9 protein-coding genes are annotated in these 12,287 nt (G+C 71.8%); 5 read left to right on the top strand and 4 right to left on the bottom strand.

Annotated elements, in window-relative coordinates; translation table 11 throughout:
- Positions 1–264 precede the first annotated feature (264 nt).
- The 4 genes from ACQPXS_RS32655 (at position 265) to ACQPXS_RS32670 (ending at position 7,684) form a co-directional block, all read left to right on the top strand.
- Positions 265–2,736 carry an ATP/GTP-binding protein gene (locus tag ACQPXS_RS32655; protein WP_433452926.1) on the top strand — a complete coding sequence of 824 codons (2,472 nt, stop codon included), beginning with the start codon at positions 265–267 and terminating at the stop codon, positions 2,734–2,736.
- Between the two features lie 128 nt (positions 2,737–2,864).
- The gene (locus ACQPXS_RS32660; RefSeq protein WP_433452927.1) at positions 2,865–4,523 is read left to right on the top strand and encodes a PucR family transcriptional regulator; all 1,659 of its coding nucleotides are present in this window, start codon (positions 2,865–2,867) and stop codon (positions 4,521–4,523) included.
- Between the two features lie 150 nt (positions 4,524–4,673).
- A complete protein-coding gene (locus ACQPXS_RS32665) occupies positions 4,674–6,119 on the top strand; it encodes an aldehyde dehydrogenase family protein (RefSeq protein WP_351807123.1) in 1,446 nt (481 codons plus the stop codon).
- A 203-nt stretch (positions 6,120–6,322) separates the two neighbouring features.
- Complete coding sequence (locus ACQPXS_RS32670) at positions 6,323–7,684, top strand: S53 family peptidase (RefSeq protein WP_433452929.1); 1,362 nt, start codon at positions 6,323–6,325, stop codon at positions 7,682–7,684.
- 113 nt (positions 7,685–7,797) lie between these two features.
- Here the strand turns inward: ACQPXS_RS32670 and ACQPXS_RS32675 are convergent, their stop codons facing one another.
- The 3 genes from ACQPXS_RS32675 to ACQPXS_RS32685 form a co-directional block, all read right to left on the bottom strand.
- Positions 7,798–8,004 (bottom strand): hypothetical protein, encoded by a 207-nt coding sequence (locus ACQPXS_RS32675; protein ID WP_433452931.1) that lies wholly within the window; start codon positions 8,002–8,004, stop codon positions 7,798–7,800.
- Positions 8,005–8,009: 5 nt separating this feature from the next.
- Positions 8,010–8,144: a hypothetical protein gene (locus ACQPXS_RS32680; protein WP_433452932.1), complete on the bottom strand. Its 135-nt coding sequence runs from the start codon at positions 8,142–8,144 to the stop codon at positions 8,010–8,012.
- A gap of 155 nt (positions 8,145–8,299) precedes the next feature.
- Positions 8,300–9,313 (bottom strand): LacI family DNA-binding transcriptional regulator, encoded by a 1,014-nt coding sequence (locus ACQPXS_RS32685; protein ID WP_433452934.1) that lies wholly within the window; start codon positions 9,311–9,313, stop codon positions 8,300–8,302.
- Between the two features lie 319 nt (positions 9,314–9,632).
- Between ACQPXS_RS32685 and ACQPXS_RS32690 the strand changes: the two genes are divergently transcribed.
- On the top strand, positions 9,633–11,570 hold the full coding sequence (locus ACQPXS_RS32690; protein ID WP_433452935.1) for an acyl-CoA dehydrogenase family protein: 1,938 nt from the start codon (positions 9,633–9,635) through the stop codon (positions 11,568–11,570).
- Positions 11,571–11,608: 38 nt separating this feature from the next.
- Here ACQPXS_RS32690 and ACQPXS_RS32695 read toward each other — a convergent pair whose 3' ends face one another.
- Positions 11,609–12,085 (bottom strand): hypothetical protein, encoded by a 477-nt coding sequence (locus ACQPXS_RS32695; protein WP_351807117.1) that lies wholly within the window; start codon positions 12,083–12,085, stop codon positions 11,609–11,611.
- Positions 12,086–12,287 lie beyond the last annotated feature (202 nt).

Consider the following 12,287-nt stretch of genomic DNA (forward strand, 5'->3'; position numbering starts at 1 on the left):
GACGATCCCGGGCGGTGAGTTTTCGGCCGCTTACCTATCTTTCTTCGCAGGCTAGGGCCGGGGGTGGGGGGTGGGCATGCTCCATGTGGGCGTCTTCTGGGAGGGCCGTTGTCCGGAGTGGACATAGAGGAGACAGGAGAGGGACGCCGTGGCGTGCTCGTATCTCGTCGCGCGCCCCGTCACGTAATCGCGGAACTCGCCTTGCGAGGGCACTAGATTGACTCGCTGATGGTGGACGGAGCGGCTGGTCAGGGGGCAGGGGCGATGGACAGCGACGGGACGCAGGACACGCGGGGCACTCACGCGCACCCCGTGCCGCGGCCGACGGAGCCGACGGACGGGTCCGCGGCACCGCGGAACGGGCCCGCGACGCCGTACGACACACCCGCCGTGCCGCCACGGCCGACGCGGGCGCCAGACCTGCCGCCGATGGCCGCAGAGCCGGGCTACGCCCCGCATCCGCCGCATCCCCGCTCACCCGTCGCCGACTGGCTCGACGAGCCGCGCCCGGCCGTCGAACCCGGTATCTGGCGCTTCGGCTACCGCCGGCCCGCTGCCGCACGCCAGGCACAGCGCCTGGCCCCCGTCACCATCGTCGGCTTCGTCGTCCCCCTGGCCGCGGGACTGCTTCTGTGGTCACTGTGGCGGCACGGCGGCCTCCCCTACCAGTGGACCGTCCTCAAGCTGCTCACCCCCGACGACTGGTGGTGGCCCGGCACCACATCACCGAAGGGCTACCAGGGTCTCGAGGCCAAGACGGTCGCCGACGGTGTGTTCTTCGCGATCCTTGTCTACGCCATGGCGCGCCTGGGCAGCTGGTCCGACGTCGTCCGGCACTTCGTCAGCCGGCGCGAACAACCCGCTCGCGCCCTGATCGCCGCCCTCGGCGCGCTGATCGCCCTGGCCTTCGTCTTCCCGAGCTGGTTCGGTCTCGGCTGGGACGCCCTGCCCGTCCAGGATCCGGTGTTCTCCCTGATCGTCCTGCTCAACGGCGGCGACTACGGCGTGTTCGCTTCGAAGCTGCTCACGGACGGGCTGTACACACTGATCAGTCTGCTGGTGCTGTGGCCGTTCGCCCGGACCGGCGGCTGGTGGCCCCTCGCGAAGGACGCCCTCGCGGCGCGGGCGCGGGCCAGGACGGCCGAGGCGGCCGCGCAACCGGCCGCCGACCGCCGGCCGTCGCAGTGGCCCGAACTGCGCGAGGCCGGTCAGCACCAGGCCGCGGACGTGCTGGCTGCCGAGGTCGACGCCGGCCGGATGAACGACGTGGACTGCGCCAGGGTCGGCCACATGTGGACCGTGGCGCGTGCCCGGGCCCGGCTGTCCTCCTTCACCGACACCGTCCTGCGCGAGGGCGCCGCCGCCTGGACCCACCCCTCCGGCGACCGCGACCTGACCGGCCGGGCCGCCCGGCATGACCTGCTCGTCGGGCAGGTGCGCATCGGGCGGTGGGTGGCGGGGGAACGCACCCCGCTCGCCTACGGCGGCGCCGGCGCGGCACTCGCGCCGGACACCCTGGGCACCTCGCTGCTGGCCGTCGGGCCGTCGGGCTCCGGCAAGACACGCCACCTGATCCGGCCCGTCGTCGAGTCGCTCGGCCTGCAGGCCCTCGCCGGTCAGTGCGCCGTGGTCGCCGTGTGCGCTGCCGGCACCCCGCTCGGACCCGACTCGGCCTACGACGTGGTCGTACGCCTCGGCGACCCGCAGTCCGTGCACGACCTCGACCCGTACGCGGACTCCGACGACCCCGACGAGGCGGCCGCCTTCCTGGCGGAGGGGCTGGCCGGCGACCTGGACACCGTGAGCGGTCAGCGGTCGGTCACCGCGCTCGCCCAGCTCCTCGGCCCCTATCGGGCGGCGCACGGACGCTTCCCTGCCCTGCCCGTGCTGCGGGAACTCCTGGAGGGCGATTCCGCGGCCCTGGCCGCTCTGCGTGACGCGCTCGCCGGGGAAGAGCACGCCGTGATGCGCCGCGAACTCGATGCGCGCGCCCGGCAGTCGGGCAGCGCCGGGGATCCCGGGCCGGTCCTGGCGGACCGACTCGCAGTGCTGGACCGGCCGGCGTTCGCCGAGTTCTTCGGCGGGGACGGCGGCAGCGCCCGGCCGTTCTCCCTGCGCGCCGTCGCCCACCATCCGTTGCGCGTCCGCATCGACCTGCCCGACCGGGGACACGAGGAGGCGTCGCGGATCGTCACCCGGCTGCTGCTCGCCCAGTTCGGCGCCGTGGCGACGGCAGGCGAACGGACCCACTTCGCCTGTCTCGTCCTGGACGACGCCACCGGCGCGGTGACGGCCGAGTCCGTCCGCCGTATCCAGCGCCTGCGCTCCCGCAACGCGGGCGTGGTGCTCGCCCTGCGCACGGTCGGCGATGTCCCCGAGGCGCTGCACGGACCGCTGTACGCGGCCGTCGGCTGCCATATGGCGTTCTCCGGGGTGACCACATGGGACGGCGGCAGGTTCGCGGAGGCCTGGGGCACGCAGTGGGTGGAGACCCGGGACGTGGCCCGGCACACCGTCTTCGCGGACCAGCCGATGACACGCGCCATCCATGCCCTGCGCAAGCTGGTGACCGGCAAGGCGGTGACGACCGAGGCCGTCACCGTCCGCCAGGTGGAGCGTGAGCGTTGGTCTGCGTCCGAGTTGGCTCATGGGGTGCCGGCGGGGCATGCGGTGGTGTCGTTGACGAGTGTGCGCGGGGAGCACGCGCCGCCGTTGCTGGTGGATCTGCGGGGGTGAGGGGGCGGCGGGGGATCGTACGGTGAGGCAGAATCGGTGTAGGTCGTTCATACGGTTCGGCCAAAAGATCCATCCTTTCTGCCGACCTGTCCACACGGACGCCCGGCTTCGCGTCAACTGAAGGACCGATGCCCCCTACCCTCGCCTCGCTCGTCCACCACTCCGCGCTGAAGCTGACCGTGCGCGCGGGCGAGGACCGCCTCGACGTGCCCGTCCGCTGGGCCCACGTCAGCGAGCTGGCCGACCCGGTGCCGTACATGGAGGGCGGTGAGCTGCTGCTGATCACCGCGCTCAAGCTGGACGCCGAGGACCCCGAGGTCATGCGGCGGTATGTGAAGCGGCTGGTGGGCGCGGGGGTCGTCGGGCTCGGGTTCGCCGTGGGGGTCAATTACGAGGACATCCCGGCGGCCCTCGTCGACGCCTGCCGGCAGGAGGGGCTGCCGTTGCTGGAAGTCCCCCGCCGCACCCCCTTCCTCGCCATCAGCAAGGCCGTGTCCGCCGCCATCGCCGCGGATCAGTACCGGGCCGTCACCGCAGGGTTCGCCGCCCAGCGCGAGCTGACCAAGCAGGCCCTCAACGCCGGTCCCGAGGGGCTGCTCGGCGCCCTCGCCGGGCAGGTCGACGGCTGGGCCGCGCTGTACGACGCCTCCGGCGCCGTCGTCGCCGCCGCGCCCGAGTGGGCCGGCCGGCGCGCCGCCCGGCTGACGGCGGAGGTCGAGCGCTTGCGGGAGCGGGCCGCGCCCGCCTCCTCCGTGGTCGGCGGACCCGAGCACGAGGACCGGGTCGAGCTGCACTCCCTGGGGACGGGACGGCGGCCGCGCGCCGCGCTCGCCGTCGGCACCGCCGCGGCTCTCGGCACCGCCGAACGGTACGCCGTGCACTCCGCCATCGCCCTGCTCACCCTCACCACCGAACGCTCCCGCTCGCTGCACGCCGCCGAACAGCGCGTCGGCACGGCCGTACTGCGCATGCTCCTCGCCGGCGAGCCCGACCACGCCCGCGCCGTCGCAGGCGACCTGTACGGCGGGCTGCTCGACGCGCCGTTCCGGATGATCGTCGCCGAGTCGGCGTCCGGATCCGCCGCCCGCGCGCACGCCGACGCCCACGGTTACGGGCGGGCGCCGGGCGCCGGTGGCGCCGCCGCTGCCGCCGGCGACCTGGGCGGTGATCCGCTGGGCGAGCTGGCGGACAGCATGGAGTCCGCCGCCGCGCGCTCCGGGGAGGCCGTGCTGGTCGTGCCCGACGGGGAGCGCCTGGTGGTGCTCGCCGCCGACGGGGGCGCGGCGGTGGCCGCCTGCACGCAGTACGCGGCGGCGCTGGAGGCGGCGCGGGCGGTGCCCGAGCCGGCCCGGGGTGACGAGGAGGAGCTGGTCGTCGGGCTGTCCGCGCCGGCCGGGCCGATCGCCGCCGCTGCGGCCTTCAAGCAGGCCGAGCAGGCCTTGTCGGTGGCACGGCGGCGGGGGCGGGTGCTGGTGGAGCACGAGCAGCTGGCCGCGGGGTCCGTGGTGCCGTTGCTGGCCGACGACGCGGTGAAGGCGTTCGCGGACGGGTTGCTGCGGGCGCTGCACGAACACGACGCGACGGGGCGCGGCGACCTGGTCGCCTCGCTGCGGGCGTGGCTGTCGCGGCACGGGCAGTGGGACGCGGCCGCGGCGGACCTGGGGGTGCACCGGCACACGCTGCGGTACCGGATGCGGCGGGTCGAGGAGATCCTCGGGCGGTCCCTGGACGATCCGGACGTCCGGATGGAGCTGTGGCTCGCCCTGAAGGCGACCAGCGCCGAATAGTCCGAACAGACCGGCGCCGAGTAGTCCAAACAGTAGTGCGCGGTCCGGCTACTGCTACGCCACGGACAAGCGACCCCCGGCCGCCCCCGCCCTACCGTGGAGCACGAAAGCCAAGCACACCCCCAAACGCGGAAGGGCCGGGACTCACAGATGACTTCCACCCACGCCTTCTGGCTCGCCGGCCGCCAGGTCACCGGCGAGGACACCTTCGACGTCACCTCCCCGTGGGACGGCCGGCTCGTCGGCAAGGTCAGCGTGCCGTCCGACGCCCAGGTCGAGGAGGCCGTGGCCGCCGCGTACGCCGTGCGGGACGAGTTCGCCGCCACCCCGGCGCACGTACGCGCCGCCGCCCTCGACCACGTCAGCAAGCGGCTGGTCGAGCGCACCGAGGAGATCGCCCAGCTGATCTCCGCCGAGAACGGCAAGCCCATCAAGTGGGCCCGGGGCGAGGTCGGCCGTGCCGTCTCCGTGTTCCGCTTCGCCGCCGAGGAGGCCCGGCGGTTCAACGGCGGCGAGGCCCAGCGCCTGGACACCGACGCCGGCGGCCAGGGCCGGCTGGCGCTGACCCGCCGCTTCCCGAAGGGCGTCGTGCTCGGCATCGCGCCGTTCAACTTCCCGCTGAACCTGTGCGCTCACAAGGTCGCCCCCGCGATCGCCGTCGGCGCGCCGATCATCCTCAAGCCCGCCCCGGCCACCCCGCTCTCCGGCCTGATCCTGGGCGAGCTGCTGGCCGAGACCGACCTGCCGGCCGGTTCCTGGTCGGTCCTGCCGGTCCCGAACGACCGCATGCCCGCCCTGGTCCAGGACGAGCGCCTGCCGGTGATCTCCTTCACCGGTTCCGACAAGGTCGGCTACGCCATCATGGACTCGGTCCCGCGCAAGCACTGCACGCTGGAGCTCGGCGGCAACGGAGCCGCGGTCGTCCTCGGCGACTTCGCCTCCGACGCGGACCTGGACTGGGCCGCGACCCGTATCGCGACCTTCTCCAACTACCAGGGCGGCCAGTCCTGCATCTCCGTGCAGCGCGTGATCGCCGACGCCTCCGTCTACGACCGTCTGCTGCCGCGCATCGTCGCCGCCGTCGAGGCCCAGGTCACCGGTGACCCCTCCGACGCCAAGACGGACGTCGGCCCGCTGGTCAGCGAGGACGCCGCCAAGCGCGTGGAGTCCTGGGTGAAGGAGGCCGTCGAGGCCGGCGCCACGCTGCTCACCGGTGGCGACCGCGACGGCGCCTCCTACGCGCCGACCGTCCTCACCGACGTACCGGCGGACGTCACCCTCGCCTGCGAGGAGGTCTTCGGACCCGTCCTCACCGTGCAGAAGGTGGACGGCGAGGCCGAGGCCTTCGCCGCGGTCAACGACTCCAAGTACGGCCTCCAGGCGGGCGTGTTCACCCACGACCTGCAGGTCGCCTTCCGCGCCCACCGCGCCCTCGAGGTCGGCGGCGTGGTGGTCGGCGACGTCCCGTCCTACCGCGCCGACCAGATGCCGTACGGCGGCGCCAAGCAGTCCGGTGTGGGCCGCGAAGGCGTGCGGTTCGCGATGGAGGACTACACCTACGAGCGCGTGCTGGTCCTGACCGGCCTCGCGCTCTGACCTGCCACGGACAGGTCGGAAACAGAACGGCCGCAGCCCACTGTGCGGGGGCTGCGGCCGTTCGTGTTCACAAAAGCTCCGGCCGGGTAAAGGATTCGACATCGGCGGGTCAATAATCTTGTTCTGTGCATGACTCAATCGACGGTCTGCGTGTCTCCTAAGTCGACCGATCACGTCCGACTCCGGACCACTCAGGGGAACACATGCACATAGCCCGTACCGGGCGCGGCCTCGCGGCCTCCGCCGCCACCGCCGCACTCGTCGCCGCAGGACTGGCGACCGTTTCTTCGGCCGGCGCCACCACCGCCGCGCCCGCCGGCGTACCGCACACCTTCGCGCAGCCGGCCATCACGGGGCACGCCCTGGTCCACGGCGTGGCCAGCCCCCTCCCCATCGCGCAGTGCCAGTCCAAGTGGCACATCGCCTGCTACAACCCGCTGCAGTACCGCACCGCGTACAACCTGAACCCGCTGTACAAGAAGGGCATCACGGGCAAGGGGCGGACGATCGTCATCGTCGACTCCTTCGGCTCCCCGACCGTCCAGCACGATCTGGACGTCTACAGCAAGCAGTTCGGGCTGCCCAGCACCAAGGTCCAGGTCGTCAAGTGGGGTCACGTCCCGAAGTTCGACCCCAAGAACTCCGACATGACCGGCTGGGCCGGCGAGACCACGCTGGACGTCGAGATGGCCCACGCCGTCGCGCCCGGCGCGAAGATCGTCCTGGTGGAGACGGCCGTCGCCGAGACCGAGGGCACCACCGGTCTGCCGGAGATGATGTCCGCCGAGAAGAGCCTGATCGACCACGGCGTCGGCGACGTCATCAGCCAGAGCTTCGGCGCCACCGAGAACACCTTCCCAGGCTTCGCCAAGGGCGACTTCTCCAGCATCAAGAAGCTCCGGTACGCCTTCGAGGCCGCGCAGCGCAAGCACGTGACCGTGCTCGCCTCCTCCGGTGACGGCGGCGCCACCGACCTGAAGGCGGACGGCAAGACGTACTACAACAAGCGCGTCAACTCCTGGCCGTCGTCCGACCCGTTGGTCACCTCCATCGGCGGCACCCAGCTGCACCTGAACGACAAGGGCGAGCGCGTCAAGCCGGACAGCGTCTACAACGACTACGGCGCGGGCGGTGGCGGCCAGTCCCACGTGTTCACCCGCCCCGCCTTCCAGGACGGTGTGAAGAGCGTCGTCGGCACCCGCCGCGGCACCCCGGACATCTCGATGGCCGCCGCGGTCAACGGCGGCGCCTGGATCTACTCCAGCTACGACCCGACCGCCACCGGCTGGGACGTCTCCGGAGGCACCAGCGAGGCCAGCCCGCTGTTCTCGGGCATCGTCGCCCTCGCCGACCAGGCGGCCGGCCACCGCGTGGGCAACATCAACGCGGCGCTCTACACCCTTCTGAAGCAGAAGAACCCGGGCGTCGTCGACGTCAACGACGGCACCGACAACACCTACGAGGGCGTCAAGGGCTACAAGGCCGTGGGCGGCTACGACATGGCCACCGGCGTGGGCACGCTGGACGCCCTGCGGCTGGTCCAGGCCCTCGCCAAGAACCACTGACGAGAACCGTCCTCGCTCAGCCCGAGCGTGGCGCTGCCTGCCATGCGGAAGGGGCCCGGCACCGCTGCCTTCCGGTGCCGGGCCCCTTCCCGTCGCCGGTCTCCTGCGGACCCTCAACCGCAGAAGCCGACGTGCGCGAGCCGCAGCGGGCCGCGCAGCCCGAGGCGGACGTCGTGCACGCCGTCGGCGACGAGTCCGGCGGCCAGGGTGGTGTAGGCGTAGACGTCGGCGGCGGGGGCGTCCGGCGCCAGCGCGGTCGGCACTAGGCCGCCGTCCAGGGACACCTCCAGCACACCCTCGCCCGCCACCTGCGCCGTCACCTCGCTCACCCCGTACCGAAGTCGCAGCCGCGGTAGACCAGTTCGGCCGCCGCGTCGCGCGCCGGCGTCACCTCATCGCCCGCCGTCCGGGTCCGGTCCACGATCGCGATGCCGGACTGCTCGTCGGCAGCCCTGTGCACGTCCCGGAACTCCAGGGCGGCCGACGGGACTTCGAAGGAGACACGGGCCGTCTCGCCGGGGGCGAGGGTGAGCCGGCGGTGGGGGAGGACTGGGCGAGGGAGACCTTGGGCCGCGTGACGGCGGGCTCGTTCACTGCATGCACGGGAAGGTGCGGTCAGGAGGCGGCCGGTGCCGGTCCCGAGCTCGCCCGTACCGTCAGCTCGGGCGCGATCAGCACGACCTCGTCGCCGCCCCGTCCGTCCAGCTTGGCCACCAGGTGCTCGACCGCGTACCGGCCCATCTCCTGCGCCGGTACGGCGACCGAGGTCAGCCGTACCGACGCCTGGACGGCGACCTGGTCGGGGCAGATCGCGACCACGGACACGTCCTCCGGCACGGCCCGGCCCCGCTGGCGCAGCAGCGCGAGCAGCGGCTCCACCGCCGACTCGTTCTGCACCACGAACCCGGTCGTCGCCGGGCGCTCGTCGAGGATCCGGGCCAGAGTCGCGGCCATCGCGTCGTAGCCGCCGTCGCACGGCCGGTGCAGCACCCGTACGCCCGTCTCGCGGGCCCGGGCGCGCAGTCCGTCGAGGGTGCGCTCGGCGAAACCGGTGTGCCGCTCGTAGACGGCCGGGGCCTCGCCGATGACAGCGATGTCACGGTGACCGAGCTCCGCAAGATGCGCCACGCACAGCGCGCCCGTCGCGCTCCAGTCCAGGTCCACGCAGGTCAGACCGATCGTGTCGGCGGGCAGGCCGATCAGCACGGAGGGCTGGTCGGTCCCGCGCAGCAGCGGCAGCCGCTCGTCCGACAGCTCGACGTCCATCAGGATCATCGCGTCGGCGAGACCGCTGCCGGTCACCCGGCGCACCGCGTCGGGCCCCTCCTCTCCGGTGAGCAGCAGGACGTCGTAGCCGTGGTTGCGGGCCGTGGTGGCCACCGCGATGGCGATCTCCATCATCACCGGCACATACATGTCGGTGCGCAGCGGGACCATCAGCGCGATGATGTTCGACCGCTTGCCGGCCAGGGCGCGGGCGCCGGCGTTCGGGTGGTAGCCCAGTTCCCGGATGCTCTGCTCGACCCGGAGCCGGGTGGTCGCCGAGATGGACCGCTTGCCGCTGAGGACATAGCTCACCGTGCTCGCCGAGACTCCGGCGTGCTGGGCGACCTCGGCAAGGGTGACCATCCGTGCTCCAAACTGTGTGAAGCGCTTCGACAGCGCGCGTCGCTGATGGGGATGAGTGAGGGTGAGATGGACACTAGCCTCAGCCGAGGCGGGGTGTCCAGAGTCTGTCGAAGCGCTTCGACAGCCTATCGCCGGCCGATATTCCGAACGAGTCGCCGAGCAGCAGTACACATCTGCGAGCCGGACTCCGGCAGGCCTTTCGGCCGTTCGGACGCGCGAGGGGTGGTGGGGTCGGCCCGTTTCGGGTACCAACGATCCAGTAGCACTGGTCGGTAACGATCAGTCCAATTCGTCCCTCTTCGCGGCGAGGTGAGCCTCAATGTCCGCCCCTACCAAGTCACGCACCACCGTCACCGAGCGCGAGGCGCGCCAGGTGGCGGAGGCCGCCCGGCAGCAGGACTGGCACAAGCCCAGCTTCGCCAAGGAACTCTTCCTCGGGCGCTTCCGGCTCGACCTCATCCACCCCCACCCGCTCCCGGACCCCGAGAGCGTCCAGCGCGGCGAGGAGTTCCTCGCCAAGCTGCGCACGTTCTGCGAGTCCACGATCGACTCCGCCCGCATCGAGCGCGAGGCCCGCATCCCCGACGAGGTCGTGACCGGCCTGAAGGAGCTCGGCGCCCTCGGCATGAAGATCGACCCCAAGTACGGCGGCCTCGGCCTCACCCAGCTCTACTACAACAAGGCCCTCGCCCTGGTCGGCTCCGCGAGCCCCGCCGTCGGCGCCCTGCTCTCCGCCCACCAGTCGATCGGCGTACCCCAGCCGCTGAAGATCTTCGGCACCCAGGAGCAGAAGGACGCCTTCCTGCCCCGCTGCGCCGGCACCGACATCTCCGCCTTCCTGCTCACCGAGCCGGACGTCGGCTCCGACCCGGCCCGCCTCGCCACCACGGCCGTACCCGACGGGGACGACTACGTACTCGACGGGGTGAAACTGTGGACCACCAACGGGGTGGTCGCCGACCTGCTCGTCGTCATGGCACGCGTGCCGAAGTCGGAGGGGCACAAGGGCGGCATCACCGCGTTCGTGGTGGAGGCCACCTCGGAGGGCATCACCGTCGAGAACCGCAACGCCTTCATGGGCCTGCGCGGCATCGAGAACGGCGTGACCCGCTTCCACCAGGTGCGGGTCCCGGCCGCGAACCGGATCGGTCCGGAGGGCGCGGGCCTGAAGATCGCGCTCACCACGCTCAACACCGGCCGGCTCTCGCTGCCGGCGATGTGCGCGGGCGCCGGCAAGTGGTGCCTGAAGATCGCCCGCGAGTGGTCGGCGGAGCGCGAGCAGTGGGGCAAGCCGGTGGCGCTGCACGAGGCCGTCGGCTCCAAGATCAGCTTCATCGCGGCCACCACCTTCGCCCTGGAGGCCGTCCTCGACCTGTCCTCGCAGATGGCCGACGAGGACCGCAACGACATCCGCATCGAGGCCGCCCTCGCCAAGCTCTACGGCTCCGAGATGGCCTGGAAGATGGCCGACGAACTGGTCCAGATCCGCGGCGGCCGCGGCTACGAGACCGCCGAGTCGCTGAAGGCGCGCGGCGAGCGCGGGGTCCCGGCCGAGCAGATCCTGCGCGACCTGCGCATCAACCGCATCTTCGAGGGCTCGACGGAGATCATGCACCTGCTGATCGCCCGCGAGGCCGTCGACGCCCACCTCTCGGTCGCCGGCGACCTCATCGACCCCGACAAGTCCCTGTCCGACAAGGCGAGGGCCGGCAAGAACGCGGGTGTGTTCTATGCCAAGTGGCTGCCGAAGCTCGTCGCCGGGCCCGGTCAACTGCCCACGTCCTACGGCCGGTTCAAGTACGGCGTCGATCTCTCCGGGCATCTGCGCTACGTCGAGCGCACCGCCCGCAAGCTGGCCCGCTCCACCTTCTACGCCATGTCCCGCTGGCAGGGCCGCATGGAGACCAAGCAGGGCTTCCTCGGGCGGATCGTGGACATCGGCGCCGAGCTGTTCGCGATGAGCGCGGTCTGCGTCCGGGCCGAACTGCTGCGCAGCCGCGACGAACACGGCCGCGAGGCCTACCAGCTGGCGGACGCCTTCTGCCGGCAGGCCCGCATCCGGGTCGACGAACTCTTCGACCGGCTGTGGACCAACACCGACGCCCTCGACCGCAAGGTGGTCAAGGGCGTGCTCGGCGGGGCCTACACCTGGCTGGAGGAAGGCGTCGTCGACCCGTCCGGGGACGGACCGTGGATCGCCGACGCGACCCCCGGAGCGTCGAAACGGGAGAGCGAGCGCCGCCCCTTCGGGGACTGAGCCGCCCTCCCGCCTGCCGACCGGGTGCCTGGGGTTGGTCAGTTGCCCCAGGTGCCCTGGTCCACGGCGCAGGTCCAGCCCGAGCCGTGCAGGGTGAACTTCACCTTGTAGCTGTGGGTGTTGAGCAGATGCGTCTGCACCTTCACCCCGAGGCTCGCCTTCTTGTTCAGCGTCCCCGTGTACACGGTCACCGTCTTCGACGTCTTGTGGGTGACCTTGCCACCCGTGGCCTTGGCCGAGCCGAAGCGGATGTTCTTGACGTCGGTGACGGTGAAGCTGACCTTCTTGAAGCTCTTCGTCGTGCTCTTGTTCTTGATGCCGAAGTACAGACCCCCGTTGGTCACCCAGCCGTGCGAGTCGATGTAGAAGCTGGTCGGGTAGACCAGGTTGATCGGGCAGCCGGAGCTCGTCGGCGCCTGGGTGGCGGCGAACGCGCCCCCGGCCAGACCGAGCTGAGCGGCGGTCAGGACACCGGCCGTCCCCAGGACGGCGGCGGTCGTACGCATACGGTTCATGGTGGAATTCCTCCCCCTTTGGCCCTTCTTGACGGGCGTCAACGGAAGGATGCCATCACCGGTGAGCGAAAGCGCGCGTTTTCGGGATCGCCCCGCCGATGGTGTTAGTGATCGACACCGACACGTGATCTTTACCGGAGCTTCACAGCGGGAGAATCGCTCCATACGGCGCGAACCACCCCGACGCACCCGCCCGGGGGAC

Source organism: Streptomyces sp. CA-142005, assembly GCF_050942335.1.
GTDB lineage: Bacteria > Actinomycetota > Actinomycetes > Streptomycetales > Streptomycetaceae > Streptomyces.